The following is a 20347-nucleotide window of genomic DNA, read 5'->3' on the forward strand; positions in this document are numbered from 1 at the left end:
GTTTAAGCATGAATATGAATGAAGGTTCCAAAGATGTTTACAGTTTCTTCGAAAAACCTGTAGATCCTTTGAGTTTTAGTGCCGTTAAAATTGGTTTAGCTTCTCCTGAACGCATCAGAAGTTGGTCTTATGGCGAAGTCAAAAAACCAGAAACAATCAACTACAGAACATTTAAACCTGAACGTGATGGTCTTTTCTGCGGAAAAATCTTTGGCCCCGTTCGTGACTTCGAATGTATCTGTGGAAAATACAAACGCAAAAAACACCGTGGAACTGTGTGTGAAAAATGCGGCGTTGAAGTTATTGAGAGCAAAGTACGTCGTGAACGTCTTGGCCACATTAACTTAGCAAGCCCTGTGGCACACATTTGGTTCTTAAAAAGCTTACCATCCCGTATCGGTTGCGTTGTAGATATCTCCTTGAAAGATCTTGAAAAAGTTCTTTATTGTGAGTCCTATATCGTCCTCGATCCCGGGACAAGCGATCTTAAAAAGCATGAGCTTATTTCAGAAGAGCGCTTTGCTGCCAAAGTCCGCGAACTTGGAAACAATGCTTTACGCGTAGGCATTGGTGCCGACGCCTTGCTTGAAATGCTTCAATCTGTCGATGTTTTTGAACTCTCTGAACAACTCAAAGAGTCTCTCTTGAACACGACATCTGATGCGCAAAGTAAAAAATTAATCAAACGCCTCAAAGTGGTGGGTGCCTTTACCATGAGCGATAACCGTCCTGAATGGATGATGTTATCCGTTATTCCGGTATTGCCTCCCGACCTCCGTCCCCTTGTTCCTTTGGACGGCGGCCGCTTTGCGACGTCTGACTTAAACGACCTCTACCGTCGTGTGATCAACCGTAATAACCGTTTGTTGCGCTTGATTGAGTTAAACGCACCTGAAATCATCGTGCGTAATGAAAAACGCATGCTCCAGGAAGCTATCGATGCCTTGTTTGACAACGGTCGTCGTGGAAAAGTATTCACCGGTCCAAACAAGCGTCCTCTGCGCTCCCTCTCTGACATGCTCAAAGGGAAAAGCGGTCGTTTCCGTCAAAACTTGCTTGGTAAGCGCGTGGACTATTCAGGCCGTTCCGTTATTGTGGCAGGTCCTGAACTCCGCTTACACCAATGCGGTCTGCCTAAACTTATGGCTCTTGAAATGTTCAAGCCTTTCTTATTCAACAAGCTTGAAGAAAGAGGCTACGTTTCAACAATTAAAAGCGCTAAGAAAATGGTGGAAAAGGAACGTCCCGAAGTATGGGATCTCCTTGAAGAATGTACCAAAGAACACCCTGTTTTATTAAACCGTGCGCCAACACTTCACCGTTTAGGTATTCAAGCGTTCGAACCTGTTCTCATCGAAGGCAAAGCTATTCAGCTTCACCCTTTGGTATGCCAGGCCTTTAACGCGGACTTTGACGGCGATACCATGTGCGTCCACGTTCCTTTAAGCTTAGAAGCGCAAATTGAAGCACGCGTACTTATGATGTCGACAAATAACATTTTGTCACCTCAGCACGGGACGCCGATTATTGAGCCTCGTAAGGACATCGTTCTTGGACTCTACTATTTAACTCGTGAAAATATTACGCTTCGCGGCGACAGCATGAAATTCTCAAGTCTTGATGAAGTTCGTGTTGCCTACGATCACGGTTTTGTTGAACTCCACACCCGTATTTTCGTTCGCTTAAATCCTGGTGAAAAAGAGCTTGTGCAAACAACTGTAGGTCGTTGTATTTTGAAAGAAGTGATTCCTGAGAACGTTCCTTTCTTCAAAAAATACAATAAAGCCCTCGATCAAAAAGCCTTGGCTGTGCTTGTAAACGATACCTATCGCCTTTGTGGTGCAAAAGAGACTGTTCTTTTAGCCGATGCCTTGCGTGAGCTTGGTTATCGCTATGCGACAGAATCAGGTATTTCTATTGCTATTAAAGACATGATGATTCCAAAAGAAAAAGTAAAACTTTTGGAAGAAGCTTATACAGAAGTAAAAGAAGTTCGTGAACAGTATGCGGAAGGTCTCATTACCGAAGGGGAACGTCACAATAAGGTAATTGATATTTGGTCCCGCGTTCAGGACGAAATTACGGTAAAAATGTTGAAACAATTGGAAACTCAAAAAGCTGTGAACCAAAAAGGCGAAACAGTGCATATCCAATCATTCAACTCTCTTTACATGATGGCTGACTCTGGAGCCCGTGGTTCTAAACAACAGATGCGTCAGTTAGCCGGTATGAAAGGTCTTGTGGCGAAGGCAACGGGTGAAATTATTGAAACCCCAGTGACTTCTAACTTACGAGAAGGTTTCACTATCCTTCAATACTTTATTAACACTCACGGTGCGCGTAAAGGTTTGGCCGATACTGCTCTTAAAACAGCCTCTTCTGGTTACCTTACACGTCAGCTTGTGGACGTTGCGCAAGATACGATCATCTCCGAAACCGACTGCGGAACTCTCGACGGCGTAGAAATCACATCTGTGGTGGAAGGCGGCGAAGTTATCCAACGCGTGGGAGCTCGTACACTCGGTAGAACATCTCTTTACGACATTAAAAATCGTGCTACCGGTGAAATTATTGTGAAGGCAAACGAAGAAATTAACGAAGAAGCCGTTATTCGCATGGATCTTGCAAAGATTGACCGCGTTTACGTCCGCTCCGTTTTAACGTGCCGCACACGCCGTGGCGTTTGTGCAAAATGTTATGGTCGTGACCTTGCAACCGGTAACTTAGTTAACGTGGGTGAAGCTGTGGGCGTTATTGCCGCACAATCCATTGGTGAGCCCGGTACACAGTTGACAATGCGTACGTTCCACTCCGGTGGTACGGCGACAACGCAATCACAAGCATCTTCCTATGAAGCAAAAGTGGAAGGTACTGTTCAACTTTCTAACGTCAGCTTAGTGAAAGGTCGTAGCGACTGGGATACGGCGATGGGTAGAAACGGGGAAGTGATTGTATATGACCTTGACGGCATTGAACGCGATCGTCACTCTATTCCTTATGGATCAAAAGTTTTTGTCAAAGATGGCACCGCTGTAAAAGTCGGTACTATGCTCATCGAATGGGATCCCCACTCTGTGGTCATCGTATCTGAAGTTTCAGGTAAGGTTAAATTCCAAGACCTTTTCGAAGGTATCTCTGTTGAAGAACGTACAGATGAGGTTACTGGTTTAACCCGTCGTGTTGTGATTGAAAACAAAGATACAAAAATCAAACCTGCTATTGTTGTCACAGATTCCTCTGGAACGGCTATCCGCATTACAGAAACCCGTGATGCCCGCTACCCACTTCCAAGTGGTGCGACCATCATGTTTGCTGACAACGATAACGTGTATCCAGGTGATGTGCTTGCGAAAATTCCAAGAGAGCAAGCAAAAACAAAGGATATTACAGGTGGTTTGCCGCGCGTTGCCGAGCTCTTCCTTGCGCAAAAACGCAGAACTTTTGCCATTATTTCTGAAATTGACGGATTTGTTTCCTTCGGTGCAGACATTAAAGGGAAAAGACGCGTTGTTGTCACACCTGAAATGGGTGGTGGGGACAGCCGTGAGTATCTTATTCCAAAAGGTCGCCACGTTGTTGTAACCGAAGGTGACTTCATTCGTGCCGGAGAACCGTTGGTTGATGGGCCTTTAAACCCACATGACATATTAAAAGTTTTAGGTGAAAAAGCTCTCGCTAGTTATCTCGTTTCTGAAATTCAGGCGGTTTACAAATTGCAAGGCGTGAATATCGACGATAAGCACATTGAAATTATAGTAAAACAAATGCTTCGCCGTGTAAGAATTAAAGATCCCGGAGATACTGAGTTTCTTCCCGCTGCTCAGGTGGAAAAATGGACATTTGAAGAGCAAAACGAACTTGCTATGCAAAGAGGAGCACGTCCTGCCAGCGCAGAACCTCTCCTATTAGGTATTGCAAGGGCGGCGTCTTCAACAGAGTCCTTTATTTCCGCGGCGTCTTTCCAAGAGACAACGCGCGTTCTTACGGAAGCTGCACTTGCAGGCCGTAAAGACTTGCTCCGTGGTCTTAAAGAAAACGTTATTATGGGTCGCTTAATTCCCGCAGGTACAGGTGTAAACTTCTATAACAACTTAGAAATGTTTGTAGAAGGTCAGAGTCTTGATGCCGAGGCTATTATTGAGGCATCAATCCCACAGGTTGTTGCTCGCCTTGGATCAGGTTCTCATCACCAAATGAGATAAGAGATTCTTTCTCTTATCTCTGCTTACTTATTGCTCTAATTTTACAATTTTTGCTTGACAATGGGCGTCGTTCTACGTTACGAATCGACGCCCAACGGTTTGGAGTGTAATCAATGGAAAGCCAAAAAATCCGTATTCGTCTTAAGGGCTATGATGTTTCTCTGGTTGACCAGAGCGTAGCTCAGATTATTAACAAGGCAAAAGGCACAGGCGCTAAAATTGCGGGTCCTGTTCCTATGCCAACGATCATTAACCGTTATACAGTGTTGAGATCACCTCACGTAGACAAAAAATCTCGCGAGCAATTTGAAATCCGCACTCACCGTCGTTTAATCGATCTTCTTGAGCCAAAACAACAAACTGTTGATGGCCTCATGAAACTCGACTTAGCAGCTGGTGTTGATGTTGAAATCAACCTCTACTAATAACAGGTTTTTATTTTTTAAACACACTTCTTGAAGCACTGCTTGAAGAAGTTTTAACAAAAAGCTGGCGCTGTAATCTATTGCATCCAGCAGGAGTTAAAGTCATATGGTACGTTATGCTTTTAGCAAAGTTGGCATGACTAGTGCATTTACGCAAAGCGGCACAGCCCAAGGCGTAACTGTTCTAAAAATGCAGCCAGCTAAAGTTCTTAGACACGAAACTTTGGAAAATGGCAAAGTTGTTGTTGTTGTTGAATACGATACAGGTCATAAAAATAAACTTGTACGTGGATGGGTTGTCGAAAATCCTGCTGAATACGAAGTAGGCTCACCTCTTAAAGCTCCTTCTCTCTCTGTCGGACAAAAATTAAAAATTACCGGATTCTCCAAAGGTCGTGGATTTCAAGATGCGATGACTCGTCACGGTTTTGGTGGCGGTCCTGCGAGCCATGGTAGCCGTTTCCACAGATCCCCAGGATCCGTTGGTATGCGCGCAGAGCCAGGTCGTGTTATGAAGGGCAAAAAAATGCCAGGCCAAGACGGTAATGTACAAGTAACTCTCCGCAATGTTCAGGTTGCTTACTGGTCTCATGAAGAGTCAATTATGGCTATCGTAGGCGGTGTACCTGGTGCACGCGGCGGTATGGTATTTGTTTAAATTTAAGTTTTGGGAAGGGATAGCATATGTTGTCTAAAATTGAAACCCTTCCAGAGAGTTTGGTGAGCTACGCTGACCGTAACAAAGGCACTCTCTGGCAGGTTGTTAAGGCTTACAGAGCCAACCAAAGACAAGGAACTGTTGGCGTTAAAACACGCGCAATGGTGAAGTCTACCGGTAAAAAGCCTTATAAACAAAAGAAAACAGGAAGCGCTCGTCGCGGTTCTTTTGTAGCACCTCTTCACGTTGGCGGTGGTGTTGCTCATGGACCTAAAGCGCGCGATTACCGTCAAGCAATTCCTCTTAAAATGAGTCGTGTTGCTCTTGGTATCGCACTTTCTGAGCGTGTTAAGTCTGGCAAAATTTTTGTTGGAGCACTTGATTTTCCAAGTGGGAAAACAAAAGATGCAGCGTCTGCACTAAAGAATGTTGCTGATTTATCTGGAAATACTTTGGTTTGCTTAAGCAATCCAAACGACAGCACAATCCGTGCGCTTCGCAATATCCGCGGAGTTCACCTTGTGAGTCCAGAGCAAGTTAATGCATTTACTATTCTTCAAGCACGCAGTCTTATTGCGAGTCCAGAAGCGTTCAAAGTTCTTGAATCTAGGATAGCAGACTGATTTTTGAAGAAAGGAAATGAACATGCGTTCGGATTATGTTATCAAAGGTTCAGTTTTAAGCGAAAAATCTTACGGTCTATTAGAAAATAAGGTTTACACGCTTAAAGTTGATCTTAAAGCTACTAAATTAGACATCAAAGCAGCTGTTAAAGATGTTTTTGGTGTTGATGTTGTTAACGTAAATACTTCCATTTTACGTGGAAGAATTGTGCGTAAAGCTCGTTCAAAAAAAGGTGGAGCAAACGAAGTGAAACTTCCAAACATCAAGAAAGCGTTCATCCGCTTGAAAGATGGTCAAGAGCTTCCTGCACCTGTAATGACAGCTCCTACTGAAACTGTAACGGAATAATTTTTCTGTTTTTTTTGGTATTTTTTTAGTTTTAATGCGCGGAAAAATCCTCGAATTATCGCGCAAGGATGAGGAAAATGGGAATCAGACAATTAAGGCCATATACGGCCACAACAAGAACACAAAGTTACATCAACTACAGGGAAGTTCTTACAACTGATACTCCTTACAAGCCGCTCTTGGCTGCAAAGCCTAGAAAAGCAGGTCGTAATAATACAGGTCGTATTACTGTTCGCCATCACGGTGGTGGAAACAAAGTTAAGTACCGTATTATCGACTGGAAGAGAAGTCGTAAAGACGTCGAAGGTGTTGTTACTTCTGTAGAATATGATCCAAATCGTACAGCTTTTATTTCATTGGTGAAATTCATCGATGGTGACCGTCGTTACGTACTTGCTACAAATGGCGTTAAGGTTGGTACAAAAATTATCGCTTCTCAAGAAGCTGATATCAAAGCTGGCAACAGCCTCCCGCTCAAAAAGATCCCTGCTGGTACTATTATCCACAGTGTCGAAATGCGTCCCGGAGCTGGTGCAAAGTTAGTTCGTAGTGCTGGTGCATCTGCGACTTTGGTTGGCCGTATTGAAAAATACGCACAAATTCGTATGCCGTCTGGAGAGCTTCGTCTTATCCCTGAAGATTGCTATGCAACAATCGGTACTGTTTCCAATGCAGACCATATGAACGTTTCTATTGGTAAAGCTGGCCGTAATCGTTGGAAAGGTGTTCGCCCAACCGTTCGTGGTGTTGCTATGAACCCGGTTGACCATCCAATGGGTGGTGGTGAAGGTCGTACAAGTGGTGGCCGTCATCCATGCTCTCCATGGGGTCAATTGTCTAAGGGCTACAAAACACGCAAGGTAAAACCTAGCGATAAGTTTATCGTAAGCCGTCGTAAGAAATAATTTCGAATTGCTTAAGGGGTAAAGCATGTCACGTTCGTTAAAAAAGGGTCCTTTTGTAGACACCCATCTGCTTAAAGCAGCAGATAAAAACAAGGGTGCTGCGAAAGTCATTAAAACATGGAGCCGCCGTTCCACAATTATTCCAGATTTCGTTGGACTCACGTTTGCAGTTCACAATGGAAAAAAGTTCGTTCCCGTTTATGTGAACGAAAATATGGTTGGACACAAGCTTGGTGAATTTTCGCCAACTCGTACTTTCCATGGTCATGGTGCGGATAAAAAAGCCGCTAAGAAAAAGTAAGAGGTAATTTATGGACGCAAAAGCAACACACTTTGCTGCAAAGTGTACCGCACGTAAGGCAAGATTGTTAAGACCGCTCATCATCGGTAAAACTGTTCCACAAGCGATTGCCGTACTTTCTGTTGAAAGACGCTCTGGCTCTGTTGCCACAGTAAAGCTTATCCGTTCCGCGTTGGCACAGCTTCCTGAAAATAGTGCTGTAAACACTGTAATTAGTGACTTTGTAGTGAATGAAGGTCCTCGCCGTCGCATGTTCATGCCTCGTGCTCAAGGACGCGCAACGCCAATATTAAAAAAGACGTCGCACTTAACTATTCGTCTTAAACTTAATTAACAGAGGGTACAACAGTGGGTCAGAAAGTACATCCAATTGGTTTGAGACTTGGGATTAACAAGACTTGGGATTCTCGTTGGTTTAGCAAACGTGAATTTGCAAAAAATCTTAACGAAGACTTGAATGTTCGCAAGTTCATCTCAAAAAAATACGCTGAAGCAGGCGTAGCACGCGTTGAAATCGAACGCGCTGCAAAACAAGTTGTCGTAAAAGTTTATACAGCGAAACCTGGTAAACTTATTGGCAAACAAGGTAAAGGAATTGAATTACTTCGTGAAGAAGTAAAAACAGTTCTTAAATCTAATGACAAATCCATCAAAGTTGATGTTTTTGAAGTTAAAAATCCAGATACAAATGCACAATTAGCGGCATTCAACGTTGCACAACAACTTGAAAAACGTATTTCCTTCAGAAGAGCTATGAAGAAGGTTATGCAGCAAGCAATGAAGGCAGGCGGCAAGGGGATCAAAATCCGTGTTGCAGGGCGTTTAAATGGTGCAGAAATGGCTCGTACTGAGTGGTACATGGAAGGACGCGTTCCTCTTCATACCCTTCGTGCTGACATTGATTATGGAACTTCCGAAGCTTTAACAACTTACGGACTCATTGGTGTTAAGGTTTGGCTATTCAAGGGCGAAGTTTTTGGAAAAACAGCTGTAAATCCAGCTATTAATACCAAAAATACACGCAATGAGGAGTAATTAGAAAATGCTAGCTCCAAAAAAAGTTAAATTCCGCAAATCTCACAAAGGCCGCATTAAAGGCGTTGCAGACCGCTGCAACAGTGTAGACTTTGGTGATTTCGCTCTTCAGGCTGTTGAACCTGGTAAACTAGAAGCTCGTCAAATCGAAGCAAGTCGAATTGCCTTGACTCGCCATATAAAGCGTGGTGGAAAGGTATGGATTCGTGTGTTTCCAGACAAACCAATTACAAAGAAACCAGCTGAAACACGTATGGGTTCCGGTAAAGGTGGTTTGGATCGTTGGGTTTGTCCAATTCGCTCAGGTCGCGTTATTTTTGAAATTCAGGGCGTTCCAGCAAATCTTGCAAAAGAGGCATTTGACCTCGCTGCAGCTAAGCTCCCTTTCAAAACTCGTATGATGAGCAGAAGTGAAAAGGTTTGGGAAAATCAATGAAAAAACAAAAAAAGTTTTCTGATTTAAACTCTAGTGATGCAACTGCTCAAGAAGCTTTACTCGTTAAAGAACTTGTTAAGTTTAAGGTTTCCATGGATCCTGCTCTCATTAGTAATGCGGGTGGTATTGCAGGTCTGAGAAGGGATTTGAAAATCATTTCTCGCAGAAAAGCACAATCTGCTAAATAATTGAGGTAATAGACATGGAAAACAATAAAATCGTCACAAAAAATCCAATTAGAGCACGCGTTGTCGCGATCTCTAAAGACACAAAGACAGTTAAAGTAGAAGTACCACGCGTTGTTCCTAATAAGACATACGGCAAGCGTCTTCACCTTCATACTTCTTTGCTTGTTGACTCTTTTGGAGTACAAAATATTGCTCTTGGTAAAGAAGTTGAAATCTTACCTTGTCGCCGTATTTCCAAGAATAAGTCATGGAAAGTTATTTCTGTTGTTACTCACTAAGTAACAACAAAGTAAAATAGTTTCTTTTTTCTTCTCATTTAATGGGGTGTATCGTGATTCAGCCAGAATCAATCCTGGTAGCAGCCGATAATAGCGGAGCACGCACTCTCAACGTCATTCGTGTTATGGGCGGTTCTTTCCGTCGTTATGCACGTGTTGGCGACTTGATAGTTGTGTCCGTAAGAGATGCTGTGCCTGGTGGGCGTGTTAAGAAAGGCGAAGTTCACAAAGCTATTGTGGTTCGCTGTAAGAAAGAAGTTTCGAGAACAGATGGTTCTCGTATTCGTTTTGATGAAAATGCTGCTGTTCTTGTAAAAATTGTCAAAAATGAAAAAGAGCCAGTTGGAACCCGTATTTTTGGACCAATTGCTCGTGAATTAAGACAACGTAATTGTGGCAAGATTATCAGCTTGGCTCCGGAGGTTCTATAATCCATGGCAAGCGAAAAAAATCAGACAGGTAAAAAACCTACTGGAAAAAAAGGTGCCGATTACGGCGCGGTTGTTGTTCGTGGGGAACACACTAAAGGTGTGAAACCAAGATACATGGCAAAGTTCAGCGACAAAGTTTTACCAGAACTTAAAAAGCTTCATCCAACTAAAAATGTCATGGAGCTTCCTAAGATAGTGAAAATCGTTGTTAATACTTGCCAAGGCGAAGCAACACAAAACATTAAAGCACTTGAAGCCGCAGCAGCTGAGCTCGAAATCATTACTGGTCAAAAGGCCATAATTACTCGTGCAAAGAAATCTATTGCGACCTTTAAGCTCCGTGCAGGAATGCCTATTGGCGCTTCTGTCACTCTTCGCAAAGAGCGTATGTTTGAATTTTACGATAAGCTCGTTTCGGTAGCACTACCTCGCGTACGTGACTTCCGTGGAGTTTCATCAAACAGTTTCGACGGTCGTGGTAACTATTCTCTCGGAATCCGCGAACAGATCATCTTTCCAGAAATCGAAGCGGACAAAGTAGATAAAACACGCGGTTTGAGTATCACTATTGTGACATCTGCAAAAACAGATGGTGAAGCTCGTGAGCTTCTTACTCTCCTCGATATGCCGTTCAGAAAGTAAAGGGGATAGATGTGGCTCGTTTAGCAATGATTAATAAGGCAAATAAAAAAGCCAAGTTTTCTACGCGTCAGCACAACCGTTGCAACCAATGCGGTCGTCCTCGCGCTTACTATAGAGATTTTGGTCTATGTCGTATTTGCTTACGTAAAAATGCCCTTTCAGGTCAAATACCTGGAATGGTCAAGGCAAGTTGGTGAGGTGAATAAAAATGAACGCAACTGATCCAATCGCTGATATGTTAACACGTATCCGTAATGCTTCTAGTGCAGGACTCAAGTATACAACTATACCTGCAAGCATTATGAAAATTGAAATTACAAAAATCTTAGAAACAGAAGGTCTCATCCGTGGGTACCGTCTGATTAAAGATAACGGTCAAGGCAAGATTAAAATTGCAATGAAGTACAGTGAAGTCGGTCAGCCTGTGATCCGCGGTTTAAAACGCGTATCCAAACCAGGCTGCCGTGTTTACAAGGGCGTTGCTGATCTTCCAAAGATCCGTGGTGGACTTGGTTTCGCAATACTTACGACACCAAAAGGTGTTCTTACAAGCAAAACAGCTCGTACAGAACGCGTTGGTGGCGAAGTTTTAGCTTATGTTTGGTAACTTTCGAGGACTTTTAGGAGGCTTCTATGTCAAGAGTTGGTAAGCAGCCAATTAAAATTCCTTCGGGAGTAACCGTCAAATTAAGCGGAACTATTCTCGAAGTGAATGGCTCTAAAGGCGCGATGAAACGCGACACCTTTGGACGTATTGCAATTGCTCAACAAAATAATGAAGTTGTCGTTTCCGCTAATGACGGAGAAAACAGCTCTGCGTATTGGGGTCTTTACAGAACCCTTCTTTCTAACATGGTTCAAGGTGTTTCCGCTGGTTTCAGCAAATCTCTTGAAATCCAAGGTACAGGTTACCGCGCGAGTATGGCTGGTAAGGTTTTAAATCTTACAGTTGGTTACTCCCACCCTGTAAATATTGACCCACCTGTAGGAATCACTTTTGAAGTTGATAAAACAGGTAAGGTTGGTATCTCTGGCGTTGATAAAGAGCTCGTAGGACAAGTTGCGGCAAAAGTGCGCTCTGTACGCCCTGCGGAACCTTATCAAGGTAAGGGAATTCGTTATGCTGGCGAAGTGATAGCAACTAAAGTTGGTAAATCTGCAGGTAAGAAATAAGTTTTGCCTGCTTATTGTTTCGTGTTTTCTGTATGTTAGCAGAAAACCAGGAGATGTTATGTATCGTATAATTAATCGCAAACAGATCAGACAATTGCGCAAAATGCGCTTTTGGCGTCGTCGTTCTTCTGATTTAACAAAACCTCGCCTTTGTATCTTCAAGAGCAGCCGCCACATTCAGGCTCAAGTTATTGATGATGCAAAAGGTATTGTAATTGCATGCGCAAGTTCTATTGAAGCCGATGTAAAAGCAACTGGCCTTCGCGGCAAGACAATGGCTGTAAAAGTTGGAAATCTTGTTGCTGAAAGAGCGAAAAAAGCGGGTGTCGGAGCTGTTGTATTTGACAGAAACGGTTTCACATACCATGGGCGTGTTCAAGTTCTTGCTGATTCCGCTCGTGAAGCTGGTCTTCAGTTCTAAGAACTTAACTTTATTAAGGAAGAGCAGAAAATGCAAATGAATAAAGAAGAACAGAAAAAAGATCGTTTTGAAGATCGTGTCGTTAGTGTTTCACGCGTATCCAAAACAGTCAAAGGCGGTAGACGTATGAGCTTTTCCGCCCTTGTTGTTGTTGGTGATCGTCAAGGTACAGTAGGCTATGGTCTCGGCAAAGCTGCTGAAGTTCCAGAGGCTGTTAGAAAAGCGGTTGCACAAGCAAAAAAATCACTCATTACAGTGCCAATGGAAAAACAAACCATTCCATTTGTAGTGAATGCAAAGTTTGGCGCAAGTCACCTTCTTTTGAGCCCAGCTACTGAAGGTAGTGGTATTGTTGCAGGAAGTTCAGTGCGTGCTGTTGCTGAGCTTGCAGGCATTCCTAATATTATGGCGAAAATTCAAGGTAGTCGTAATCCTCACAATGTTGTAAAAGCAACATTTAAGGGTTTAAAACAGCTTTCTACTACTGAAGAATACTTAAAAGCACGTAAGTAAAAGGGGACTCTCTAAAATGCAAAATATTAATACCCCAAAAATTAAAGTGACTTTGCTTCGTAGCTTTGCAGGACGTAGCGAATCACAGCGCAGAACCCTAGTTTCACTTGGTCTTTCTAAAATTGGTTCCTCACGTGTATTACCAAACGTGAACCCAGTACTTGGCCAGGTCAACAAGGTAATTCAATTTATCAGGGTTGAACCAGCTGAGTAAGGAGTAATTAAAGTGAGAATAGAAGAACTTCGCCCTAATCCGGGTGCAAGAAAAGATAGACGCCGTTTAGGTAGAGGCCCAGGTAGTGGTCTTGGTAAAACAGGTGGTCGCGGTGGTAAAGGCCAAACAGCTCGTTCTGGCTCTAGCATCCGTCCTGGTTTTGAAGGGGGTCAAACTCCTCTTTACCGTAGAATTCCAAAACGTGGATTTAAAAACGCTTGCGCAATTAACGTAGAATCCTTGAATCTCAAAGATTCTTCACAATACATTGAAGCGGGCATTTTAGATGGTCGTGGATTTGTAGCGAAAGGCATTGCAAAATTACTTTCTGTTGGTGAAGTTCCTGCAGATCTTAAAACTGTGAAAAACTTTGTTATGTCCGCTGGAGCACGTGAAAAACTGCTCGCAAAAGGCGTAACCATCGAGGAGTAATCAGAGGATGCCTCAGGGAAGTGGCTGGACAGAAAATGTCCTTGTAAAGCGTTTGTTGTTTACATTGTTAGCACTTCTCGTTTTCCGCTTTGGAGTGCATATCCCTGTGCCTGGTATCGATGCGAAAGAGCTTGCTCTTTTTGCAAGTCAACAGGGCGCGGGCTTGCTTAAAATATTTAATATGTTTTCAGGCGGTGCGTTAAGTCACTTCTCCATTTTTAGCCTTGCAGTCATGCCTTATATTTCTGCAAGTATTATTATCCAACTCATGACTGTTGTTGTTCCTTCGCTGGAACAAATGCAAAAAGAGGGTGGCGTAGGTAGACAAAAGATCACCCGCATTACAAGGACCCTTTCCGTTCTTTTAGCCCTTGTCCAAGCCTATTTATTATCGGCGGGATTAGAGGCATCACGGGGCCCTAATGGTGGAATGATCGTACTCGATCCTGGCTTGTCCTTTAGACTCATGTCTTGTGTTTTAATGGCTGCTGGAAGTTGTTTTGTTATGTGGTTAGGTGAGCAAATCACGGACAAAGGTATAGGAAACGGAATTAGTTTGCTTATTTTTGCTGGTATCGTTGCTTATTTACCTTCATCCGCAAATACAATTGTTGAAATGGTTAAGCAAAATAGTGGTGCTTTGTTAGGAGCGCTTGGTATTGTTGCTTTTGCACTTCTTCTTGTTTTTGCAGTTACGTTTTTTGAACAAAGTTATAGAAAAGTTCCTATTCATTATGCCAAGCGCTTGGTTGGAAAAAGGGTTATGTCTGCGCAAGCAACGCATTTGCCTTTAAAAGTGAATATGGCTGGTATTATGGCGGCTATCTTTGCTTCCACCATTTTAGCGGTGCCTGCTACCTTTTTAAGTTTTAAGGGTGCTGCTGGAAATGTTTGGTTATCGGATTTTTTACCAGGGCATTGGTTGTATAATGCTGTCTTTGTTGTGTTGGGTTTATTCTTTTCCTTTTTCTATGCCTCTATTGTCTTTAAATCAGATGATGTTGCTGAAAACTTGAAAAAGCAAAATGCTTATATCCCTGGTGTTCGCCCCGGAAGTGAAACGGCTGAAGCTTTAGATACCGTAGTGACGCGCCTCACATTTGCAGGTGCTATTTATATGAATCTTATTGTTATCGTCCCTTCATTGGTTGGTGGAACTTTCTCTCAGCAAATGACGTTTGGTGGAACTTCTCTTTTGATTGTTGTTGGTGTGGCTCTTGAAGCAATTCGCCAAGTAAGAGCGCAGCTTGCAACGCAAAAATATGACTTTCTGATTTTCCCATCTCATTCACGAGATACAACAGCGAATGATACAAGGTTATGAAGCAGGGTTATTAATGAAGGTAATCATTTTTTTAGGCCCTCCAGGCGTAGGCAAGGGAACCCAGTGTTCTTTATTGAGCACACGCTTAGGAGTAAAGCATATCTCTACTGGCGCTATCATTCGCCAGGAAATTGCTTCTGAATCCGCTCTAGGATTGAGGGTAAAAAGCATTGTTGAAGCAGGACATTTAGTTGATGACAAATCAATTTTCGAATGTTTGGAGAGTGCTTTAAGCTCTATGAACTTTCAAAATAACGATCTTATTTTGTTAGATGGCATTCCTAGAAACCTTTCTCAAGCAAAAGAATTTGAAGTTCTTATTGGCAAGTTTTCTAGTAAAGTTGATCTCGTCATTTCGCTATCGGCTGACTTGAACAAATTACTAGAGAGATTTGAAAGAAGATGGACGTGTTCCGCTTGCGGGAAAATTGAATCTATCGCACCTCATACAGACATGTCTCATTATGCTTGTAGAAGTTGCGAAAAAACGGGGACAATGTTCCGCCGTAAGGACGATGAACCCGAAACAGTAAAAAGACGTTTTGCTGTTTATCAGCAGGAAACTCTTCCATTGGTTTCATACTATGCTGATAAAAACAACTTAAGCATTATTGATGGGTTACGTCAGCCCGAAATTGTTTATGCTGAAATTGTATCAATTTTGTTAAGAAAATAAAGATTGAACTTGATTTAAGCAGCAGATTGGGATACCCAATAACGCTCTTTGTTCTCATTGGAGTATGAATGTAAATGGCTGAATATGATAATAAACCTAAAAAGGCGAAGTTTGACGAAGACGACAAAGCCAAGAGGGTTGAGCTAGAAGAAGACAGACCTAAAAAAGTTGAATTGGAAGGTATCGTTGCAGAAAAGTTACCTAACAATTTATTTATAGTAGAACTCGACAATAGTCTCAAGGTTTTAGCTCATGTATCGGGTCGAATGAAAATGAATTGCATCAACATATTGCCTAGTGATAGAGTAAAAGTTGAACTAAATCCAAATGATAAGACTAAAGATGGCCGGTTTAGAGCTAAAATCGTTTTTAGGTCTAAATAATAATATTTTTGTGAGTTTTTACTAGGAGTTTATGCTAATGAAGGTTAGAGCTAGTGTAAAGCCAATTTGCGATAAATGCAAAGTAATTCGTCGCGTTGGTGTAGTTAGAGTTATTTGTGAAAATAAAAAACACAAGCAGCGTCAAGGTTAATAGAAAGAATATCGGAGGTTAGTTGTGGCAAGAATTGCGGGCGTTGACATTCCGCGTAACAAGCGTATCGAAATTTCGCTTACGTATATACATGGTCTTGGTCGTAAATCCTCTCAAAAGATATTGGATCAATTGTCTATAAATAGAGACACTCGCACCCAAGATCTTAACGACGATCAGATTAACGCCATAAGAAAGCTTATAGATACAAACCACACTGTTGAAGGTGATTTGCGTCGTCTTGTTCAGTCCAATATCAAGCGCTTAATGGATTTAGGTTGTTACCGTGGCCTTCGTCACCGCAGGGGATTACCTGTTCGCGGGCAAAGAACAAAGACGAATGCGCGTACACGTAAAGGTCCAAAGAAGACTGTAGCGAACAAGAAGAAGTAACTTCTCAAGTGTGAGGAAATTTGATAATGAATAAGGTAGTATCAAAGAAAAAGCGCGTTAAGCGCAATGTTCCGACCGGAATAGCTACTATTTCTGCGAGTTTTAACAATACCATTGTTACATTTGCAGATGCAAATGGTGACGTTATTACTTGGTCAAGTGCGGGTAGCAAAGGTTTCAAAGGCTCTCGTCGTAGCACTCCTTTTGCAGCGCAAGTTGCTGCTGAAGATGCGGCTCGCAAGGCGATTGACTGTGGAATGAAAAGCTGTTCAGTTATAGTAACAGGCCCTGGTTCTGGTAGAGAATCCGCTGTGCGTGCTATTTCTGCAACAGGAATTAAAGTTACACTTATTAAAGATGCAACGCCTGTTCCACACAATGGATGCAGGCCACCAAAGCGTCGTAGGGTTTAATAGCCAAAGCGCCTTTTGTCATAAAAAGGGTGCCTTTGGGCTTTTCATTTTATGAAAAGCCTGGTTTTTTAAATTTTTAAGATCGATGATCTTTATTTTTATAAAGTCTTCGCTATTTTAGTGTGCTCATAAAAAAGTTGGGATTTGTTTGATAAGCAGATCTTTAAAGAAAAGGTAAGGCAGTCAAACTTCTAACGCGAAGTTTTAATTGGTGTTATGAGTTTTATGCTTTATCGTTTTTACTTGGTAAATGGTAAAAAGAGTGCTACAAGGCAACTTGTATCACTTGGTCATGTACTCTGTAAAAACCGGTTCGTGAAATTATTCAAATTCCGGTTCGTGAGCAAATGAATAGTGAAACCTTGTGATTAATAAGTTCAGAAGGTACTTTGGGGCAAAATACGAAACGGAAAAGTTGACGGAGTCAATAATGCAGAGCAACTGGAAGGCGCTGTTAAAGCCGCAGTTTATTGAAAAAGAAGATATTTCTTCTGCTTTTGGGAGATTTATAGCTAAGCCTCTGGAGCGTGGTTTTGGGACTACGTTGGGTAACGCATTGCGTCGTGTTTTGCTTTCTTCTCTTCAAGGTGCTGCTGTTGTAGGTTTGCGCATTGAAGGAGTAGAACATGAGTTTTCGACAGTTCCTGACGTTTCAGAAGATGTAACAGAGATTGTTTTAAACTTGAAAGCTTTAGACGTATGGCTCGATACAGAAGGTGAAAAAACCGCTATTATCGACGTTGTAGGACCTAAAGTTGTCAGGGGATCCGATGTCATTTCAGACGGTTCACTTCGCATTTTAAATCCTGACCACATTATTTGTACTGTGGGTGCGGGTGGAAAATTCAAAGCTGAAATCACAGTTAGAACAGGCAAAGGATATTTAACAAGTGATGCCGTTAAAGACGGTTTACCATTAGGCGTAATTCCTATTGATGCTGTCTTCTCACCAGTTAAAAGAGTTAGTTTTAGCGTATCCGATACTCGTATTGGCCAACGCTCTGATTTTAACAAGCTTATTTTGGAAATCAGCACAAATGGCGCTGTCACTTCCGAAGATGCTTTGGCTTATGCAGCTAAAATCCTTAAAGATCAGCTATCTATCTTTATAAATTTCCAAGAAGCTGACGATGAAGTTCAAGTGATTGATTCTATTCAAGTGGATGCTCGTTTGAATGAGAACCTATATAAATCAGTTGATGAACTCGAACTTTCTGTGAGAGCTGCTAACTGCCTTGAAAATGCAGGTATTCGTTATATCGGAGAACTTGTTATTAGAACTGAAGCTGAAATGCTTAAAACTAAGAATTTCGGCCGTAAAACTTTGAACGAAATTAAAGACCTCCTTGCTGAAATGGGACTCCATCTTGGCATGAAGATAGAGGGATTTGACCCTACTAAGCTTAGGGATAGAATTTAGTCTGATTAAGGATGGAAGAACATGAGACATCGTTTAGCACATAGAAAATTAAACAGAGACTCCGCTGGTCGTAAAGCGCTTCTCCGTGGATTAGCAACTCAACTTATTGAGTATGGCACTGTAGTGACAACTATTGAGCGCGCAAAAGAATTAAGAAAAGTTGTTGAGCCACTCGTTGCTTTAGCTCGCGTTGATAGCGTGAACAATCGCAGAAGTGCTGCCGCAACTCTTTATAGCAAAAAATCTGTTGGAGATCTCTTCTCTAGAGTTGCTCCTGCAAATGCGACAAGACAAGGTGGTTACACGCGAATTTTAAAACTCGGCTTACGCCCAGGTGATAATGCCAGAAGAGCAATTATCGAGTTCGTAGAACCTACTGCCATCAAAGCAGCTGAAACAACAGCTCCTGTTGCTGCTAACTAATTTATATAGTTACCCGCATAAAAAAATAAAGCCCGGCAGAGAAAATAAATATTCTCTGCCGGGCTTTATTTTTATGTTTAAAAAAGAGATTAGCAGTTAAAAAAAATGAGACATGAAAATCTATTCATACAAAAAGAGCTGCCAAAGTAACAAGAAAGAATTACTAAGAGATATCTCTTAGCGATTTCATAGATATCTGCACAAATATAGGAAAAACATATGAGCAATTTACCTTCCTGCCCGCAATGTCATTCACAATACATTTATGAAGATGGAACTTTATTTATTTGCCCTGAATGCTCACACGAATGGTCTAAAACAAGTTTAATTAATGAAGAAAAAGCTATGGATGTTCAAAGTGCCGTGCGTGATGCCCACGGAAACGTGCTCAGCGATGGTGATATGGTAACAGTCATTAAAGATTTAAAAGTAAAAGGCTCTTCCTCAGTTGTAAAAGTAGGGACTAAAGTGAAAATCATCCGACTTGTAGAAGGTGATCACGATATTGATTGCAAAATTGAGGGCATGGGCTCCATGCAATTAAAGTCAGAGTATGTGAAAAAAGTTTTAAATTAAAATCAGCTTAAAAAACATACTTTTAATTCATTCTGTAAAATTTTTAAATCAAGTGAAATTATCGAAAGGACACAATTGAACAAACATTGATTGAAAGAGAAGTTCACATCAATTTGCAATAAAATTGTCATCTAAATGTAATAAATATCATTTTTAAAATTAATTATAATAACACTTTTATCATTATGAATAATTGACATCTTTCAAATGTATTAAAAATTTATTTTTTATTCTTTATGTCGATAAAGATTTCAATATTATATAAAAAAAATAGCTTAATAAAACCAATCTATTTAATATCTAATAGAGTAAAAATTTTATACCGAAAACACGGAGTAGAAGATAAAAAAATAAAATTATGCCATTTATTTACAATAAATTAATATTTATACTTTTAATTATAGGACTAAAAAACGGCGTATATGCCAAAGAAAATAATTATTGCTTACATAAAGTAAAATCTGGAGATACTTTATCAGATATTTTATATGCATATGATTTTAAATTTATATATGGAAAAAATGGTTACTTACAAAAAACTTACAAACTAAATCAAAAAATTAAAAAGGAAAATTCACTTATTTATCCTAATCAAATTATAAGAATGCCATATCCAAATATAATTCTATGTAATTTTTATAATGAGCCTCAAAAAGATAATTTGATTACAAAAAATAAAATTGAAAAATTAGATATATATAATAAAAAACCGGAGAAAACAAATGAAAATAACATGAATTATAATTTGAATAGTTTAAATTTAGTAAGTACTGGTTACTCTTCTTTTACAGCTCAATCCGATAATTATACCGGTTATAATATTTATCTTAAATCATTACTGGCATTGGATGAAGAAAAAGACATCTATTATGGTTTAGGTTTCAAATATGAAAATCTAAAAGCTAGTTATTCTAATAGCTCAAGATTTAATAGTGATAATCTTATTTTTAAGACATATCAATTTGGACTCGATTTATTATATAGAAAATATAATAATGGATTAGATTTTTACTTAAACCCTTATTTATATTATACTTTCAATTTAACTTGGGAAAGAGAAACATATTTGAATAATAATACACTTATTGCTGAAAAAATACAACCCTCTATCATGTGCAATTTTGGTTTAGCAACTTCGGCCTTATATAGATTTTCAAATTTCTATATAGGGCCCTCATTTATTTATTCAATTTATTATATAGATTATTCTTTAAATAATAATTATAATTCTAATTTTAATTATAAACATTATGAAGGCACTTCAGGTTTAATTATAGAATATGAAATAAATTTAACGTTAGGTTATACTTATGAATTTTAAATTTTTGGAGGGATTTATCTTACTATTTTAATTGCTATAGA

31 protein-coding genes are annotated in these 20347 nt (G+C 40.6%); all 31 read left to right on the forward strand.

Annotated features, from left to right (window positions below):
* The first annotated feature begins 14 nt into the window (after positions 1-14).
* The 31 genes from rpoC to AXG55_RS11560 all read left to right on the forward strand — a co-directional run bounded on the left by rpoC (position 15) and on the right by AXG55_RS11560 (position 20306).
* Positions 15-4202, forward strand: coding sequence for a DNA-directed RNA polymerase subunit beta' (gene rpoC, locus AXG55_RS11410; protein WP_148698853.1), 4188 nt, complete (start codon positions 15-17; stop codon positions 4200-4202).
* Positions 4203-4315: 113 nt separating this feature from the next.
* Positions 4316-4627, forward strand: coding sequence for a 30S ribosomal protein S10 (gene rpsJ / locus AXG55_RS11415; RefSeq protein WP_130610705.1), 312 nt, complete (start codon positions 4316-4318; stop codon positions 4625-4627).
* A gap of 106 nt (positions 4628-4733) precedes the next feature.
* A complete protein-coding gene (rplC, locus tag AXG55_RS11420; protein WP_148698244.1) occupies positions 4734-5285 on the forward strand; it encodes a 50S ribosomal protein L3 in 552 nt (183 codons plus the stop codon).
* A 62-nt stretch (positions 5286-5347) separates the two neighbouring features.
* A complete protein-coding gene (gene rplD, locus AXG55_RS11425) occupies positions 5348-5908 on the forward strand; it encodes a 50S ribosomal protein L4 (RefSeq protein WP_233231182.1) in 561 nt (186 codons plus the stop codon).
* 22 nt (positions 5909-5930) lie between these two features.
* Positions 5931-6257: a 50S ribosomal protein L23 gene (locus AXG55_RS11430; RefSeq protein ID WP_233231183.1), complete on the forward strand. Its 327-nt coding sequence runs from the start codon at positions 5931-5933 to the stop codon at positions 6255-6257.
* Positions 6258-6334: 77 nt separating this feature from the next.
* Positions 6335-7162, forward strand: a complete 828-nt coding sequence (gene rplB / locus AXG55_RS11435) for a 50S ribosomal protein L2 (protein ID WP_148698247.1) — start codon at positions 6335-6337, stop codon at positions 7160-7162.
* A 25-nt stretch (positions 7163-7187) separates the two neighbouring features.
* On the forward strand, positions 7188-7463 hold the full coding sequence (rpsS, locus tag AXG55_RS11440; RefSeq protein WP_148698248.1) for a 30S ribosomal protein S19: 276 nt from the start codon (positions 7188-7190) through the stop codon (positions 7461-7463).
* A gap of 10 nt (positions 7464-7473) precedes the next feature.
* Entirely contained in the window at positions 7474-7797 is a 324-nt protein-coding gene (locus AXG55_RS11445) for a large ribosomal subunit protein uL22 (RefSeq protein WP_148698249.1), read from the forward strand.
* Between the two features lie 14 nt (positions 7798-7811).
* Complete coding sequence (gene rpsC, locus AXG55_RS11450; protein WP_148698250.1) at positions 7812-8498, forward strand: 30S ribosomal protein S3; 687 nt, start codon at positions 7812-7814, stop codon at positions 8496-8498.
* A 7-nt stretch (positions 8499-8505) separates the two neighbouring features.
* Positions 8506-8934 carry a 50S ribosomal protein L16 gene (gene rplP, locus AXG55_RS11455; RefSeq protein ID WP_148698251.1) on the forward strand — a complete coding sequence of 143 codons (429 nt, stop codon included), beginning with the start codon at positions 8506-8508 and terminating at the stop codon, positions 8932-8934.
* On the forward strand, positions 8931-9122 hold the full coding sequence (locus tag AXG55_RS11460; protein ID WP_148698252.1) for a hypothetical protein: 192 nt from the start codon (positions 8931-8933) through the stop codon (positions 9120-9122). The genes rplP and AXG55_RS11460 overlap by 4 nt, the downstream gene beginning before the upstream one ends.
* Positions 9123-9136: 14 nt before the next feature.
* Positions 9137-9400, forward strand: coding sequence for a 30S ribosomal protein S17 (gene rpsQ / locus AXG55_RS11465; protein WP_148698253.1), 264 nt, complete (start codon positions 9137-9139; stop codon positions 9398-9400).
* Positions 9401-9453: 53 nt separating this feature from the next.
* A complete protein-coding gene (gene rplN / locus AXG55_RS11470) occupies positions 9454-9831 on the forward strand; it encodes a 50S ribosomal protein L14 (RefSeq protein ID WP_148698254.1) in 378 nt (125 codons plus the stop codon).
* Positions 9832-9945: 114 nt separating this feature from the next.
* Positions 9946-10473 carry a 50S ribosomal protein L5 gene (gene rplE, locus AXG55_RS11475; protein ID WP_148698854.1) on the forward strand — a complete coding sequence of 176 codons (528 nt, stop codon included), beginning with the start codon at positions 9946-9948 and terminating at the stop codon, positions 10471-10473.
* An 11-nt stretch (positions 10474-10484) separates the two neighbouring features.
* On the forward strand, positions 10485-10670 hold the full coding sequence (locus AXG55_RS11480; protein WP_130610668.1) for a type Z 30S ribosomal protein S14: 186 nt from the start codon (positions 10485-10487) through the stop codon (positions 10668-10670).
* An 11-nt stretch (positions 10671-10681) separates the two neighbouring features.
* Positions 10682-11080 carry a 30S ribosomal protein S8 gene (rpsH, locus tag AXG55_RS11485; protein ID WP_148698255.1) on the forward strand — a complete coding sequence of 133 codons (399 nt, stop codon included), beginning with the start codon at positions 10682-10684 and terminating at the stop codon, positions 11078-11080.
* 26 nt (positions 11081-11106) lie between these two features.
* Positions 11107-11646: a 50S ribosomal protein L6 gene (rplF, locus tag AXG55_RS11490; RefSeq protein ID WP_148698256.1), complete on the forward strand. Its 540-nt coding sequence runs from the start codon at positions 11107-11109 to the stop codon at positions 11644-11646.
* A 58-nt stretch (positions 11647-11704) separates the two neighbouring features.
* Positions 11705-12067, forward strand: coding sequence for a 50S ribosomal protein L18 (rplR, locus tag AXG55_RS11495; RefSeq protein WP_148698257.1), 363 nt, complete (start codon positions 11705-11707; stop codon positions 12065-12067).
* Between the two features lie 36 nt (positions 12068-12103).
* Positions 12104-12580 carry a 30S ribosomal protein S5 gene (gene rpsE, locus AXG55_RS11500; protein WP_148698855.1) on the forward strand — a complete coding sequence of 159 codons (477 nt, stop codon included), beginning with the start codon at positions 12104-12106 and terminating at the stop codon, positions 12578-12580.
* 16 nt (positions 12581-12596) lie between these two features.
* On the forward strand, positions 12597-12794 hold the full coding sequence (rpmD, locus tag AXG55_RS11505) for a 50S ribosomal protein L30 (RefSeq protein ID WP_148698258.1): 198 nt from the start codon (positions 12597-12599) through the stop codon (positions 12792-12794).
* Between the two features lie 12 nt (positions 12795-12806).
* Entirely contained in the window at positions 12807-13226 is a 420-nt protein-coding gene (gene rplO / locus AXG55_RS11510; RefSeq protein ID WP_148698259.1) for a 50S ribosomal protein L15, read from the forward strand.
* A gap of 52 nt (positions 13227-13278) precedes the next feature.
* Positions 13279-14550 carry a preprotein translocase subunit SecY gene (secY, locus tag AXG55_RS11515; protein WP_233231184.1) on the forward strand — a complete coding sequence of 424 codons (1272 nt, stop codon included), beginning with the start codon at positions 13279-13281 and terminating at the stop codon, positions 14548-14550.
* Positions 14551-14563: 13 nt separating this feature from the next.
* On the forward strand, positions 14564-15226 hold the full coding sequence (locus AXG55_RS11520; protein ID WP_233231185.1) for an adenylate kinase family protein: 663 nt from the start codon (positions 14564-14566) through the stop codon (positions 15224-15226).
* A gap of 74 nt (positions 15227-15300) precedes the next feature.
* Complete coding sequence (gene infA / locus AXG55_RS11525; protein ID WP_148698262.1) at positions 15301-15609, forward strand: translation initiation factor IF-1; 309 nt, start codon at positions 15301-15303, stop codon at positions 15607-15609.
* A 37-nt stretch (positions 15610-15646) separates the two neighbouring features.
* Positions 15647-15760, forward strand: coding sequence for a 50S ribosomal protein L36 (rpmJ, locus tag AXG55_RS11530; RefSeq protein ID WP_130610638.1), 114 nt, complete (start codon positions 15647-15649; stop codon positions 15758-15760).
* A 24-nt stretch (positions 15761-15784) separates the two neighbouring features.
* Positions 15785-16153 carry a 30S ribosomal protein S13 gene (rpsM, locus tag AXG55_RS11535; protein WP_148698263.1) on the forward strand — a complete coding sequence of 123 codons (369 nt, stop codon included), beginning with the start codon at positions 15785-15787 and terminating at the stop codon, positions 16151-16153.
* 26 nt (positions 16154-16179) lie between these two features.
* Positions 16180-16566 carry a 30S ribosomal protein S11 gene (gene rpsK / locus AXG55_RS11540; protein ID WP_148698264.1) on the forward strand — a complete coding sequence of 129 codons (387 nt, stop codon included), beginning with the start codon at positions 16180-16182 and terminating at the stop codon, positions 16564-16566.
* Positions 16567-16996: 430 nt separating this feature from the next.
* On the forward strand, positions 16997-17986 hold the full coding sequence (locus tag AXG55_RS11545) for a DNA-directed RNA polymerase subunit alpha (protein ID WP_233231186.1): 990 nt from the start codon (positions 16997-16999) through the stop codon (positions 17984-17986).
* Between the two features lie 21 nt (positions 17987-18007).
* Entirely contained in the window at positions 18008-18409 is a 402-nt protein-coding gene (rplQ, locus tag AXG55_RS11550; RefSeq protein WP_148698265.1) for a 50S ribosomal protein L17, read from the forward strand.
* Between the two features lie 219 nt (positions 18410-18628).
* On the forward strand, positions 18629-18985 hold the full coding sequence (locus tag AXG55_RS11555; protein WP_148698266.1) for a zinc ribbon domain-containing protein YjdM: 357 nt from the start codon (positions 18629-18631) through the stop codon (positions 18983-18985).
* 358 nt (positions 18986-19343) lie between these two features.
* Positions 19344-20306 (forward strand): LysM peptidoglycan-binding domain-containing protein, encoded by a 963-nt coding sequence (locus AXG55_RS11560; RefSeq protein ID WP_148698267.1) that lies wholly within the window; start codon positions 19344-19346, stop codon positions 20304-20306.
* Positions 20307-20347 lie beyond the last annotated feature (41 nt).

It is taken from the genome of Silvanigrella aquatica, assembly GCF_001907975.1.
GTDB lineage: Bacteria > Bdellovibrionota_B > Oligoflexia > Silvanigrellales > Silvanigrellaceae > Silvanigrella > Silvanigrella aquatica.

Coding starts and splice junctions, on each gene's coding strand:
- rpoC (WP_148698853.1), top strand. CDS start 15: ATGAATGAAGGTTCCAAAGATGTTTACAGTTTCTTCGAAAAACCTGTA.
- rpsJ (WP_130610705.1), top strand. CDS start 4,316: ATGGAAAGCCAAAAAATCCGTATTCGTCTTAAGGGCTATGATGTTTCT.
- rplC (WP_148698244.1), top strand. CDS start 4,734: ATGGTACGTTATGCTTTTAGCAAAGTTGGCATGACTAGTGCATTTACG.
- AXG55_RS11430 (WP_233231183.1), top strand. CDS start 5,931: ATGCGTTCGGATTATGTTATCAAAGGTTCAGTTTTAAGCGAAAAATCT.
- rplB (WP_148698247.1), top strand. CDS start 6,335: ATGGGAATCAGACAATTAAGGCCATATACGGCCACAACAAGAACACAA.
- rpsS (WP_148698248.1), top strand. CDS start 7,188: ATGTCACGTTCGTTAAAAAAGGGTCCTTTTGTAGACACCCATCTGCTT.
- AXG55_RS11445 (WP_148698249.1), top strand. CDS start 7,474: ATGGACGCAAAAGCAACACACTTTGCTGCAAAGTGTACCGCACGTAAG.
- rplP (WP_148698251.1), top strand. CDS start 8,506: ATGCTAGCTCCAAAAAAAGTTAAATTCCGCAAATCTCACAAAGGCCGC.
- AXG55_RS11460 (WP_148698252.1), top strand. CDS start 8,931: ATGAAAAAACAAAAAAAGTTTTCTGATTTAAACTCTAGTGATGCAACT.
- rpsQ (WP_148698253.1), top strand. CDS start 9,137: ATGGAAAACAATAAAATCGTCACAAAAAATCCAATTAGAGCACGCGTT.
- rplE (WP_148698854.1), top strand. CDS start 9,946: ATGGCAAAGTTCAGCGACAAAGTTTTACCAGAACTTAAAAAGCTTCAT.
- rpsH (WP_148698255.1), top strand. CDS start 10,682: ATGAACGCAACTGATCCAATCGCTGATATGTTAACACGTATCCGTAAT.
- rplF (WP_148698256.1), top strand. CDS start 11,107: ATGTCAAGAGTTGGTAAGCAGCCAATTAAAATTCCTTCGGGAGTAACC.
- rplR (WP_148698257.1), top strand. CDS start 11,705: ATGTATCGTATAATTAATCGCAAACAGATCAGACAATTGCGCAAAATG.
- rpsE (WP_148698855.1), top strand. CDS start 12,104: ATGAATAAAGAAGAACAGAAAAAAGATCGTTTTGAAGATCGTGTCGTT.
- rpmD (WP_148698258.1), top strand. CDS start 12,597: ATGCAAAATATTAATACCCCAAAAATTAAAGTGACTTTGCTTCGTAGC.
- AXG55_RS11520 (WP_233231185.1), top strand. CDS start 14,564: ATGAAGGTAATCATTTTTTTAGGCCCTCCAGGCGTAGGCAAGGGAACC.
- infA (WP_148698262.1), top strand. CDS start 15,301: ATGGCTGAATATGATAATAAACCTAAAAAGGCGAAGTTTGACGAAGAC.
- rpmJ (WP_130610638.1), top strand. CDS start 15,647: ATGAAGGTTAGAGCTAGTGTAAAGCCAATTTGCGATAAATGCAAAGTA.
- rpsK (WP_148698264.1), top strand. CDS start 16,180: ATGAATAAGGTAGTATCAAAGAAAAAGCGCGTTAAGCGCAATGTTCCG.
- AXG55_RS11545 (WP_233231186.1), top strand. CDS start 16,997: ATGCAGAGCAACTGGAAGGCGCTGTTAAAGCCGCAGTTTATTGAAAAA.
- rplQ (WP_148698265.1), top strand. CDS start 18,008: ATGAGACATCGTTTAGCACATAGAAAATTAAACAGAGACTCCGCTGGT.
- AXG55_RS11555 (WP_148698266.1), top strand. CDS start 18,629: ATGAGCAATTTACCTTCCTGCCCGCAATGTCATTCACAATACATTTAT.
- AXG55_RS11560 (WP_148698267.1), top strand. CDS start 19,344: ATGCCATTTATTTACAATAAATTAATATTTATACTTTTAATTATAGGA.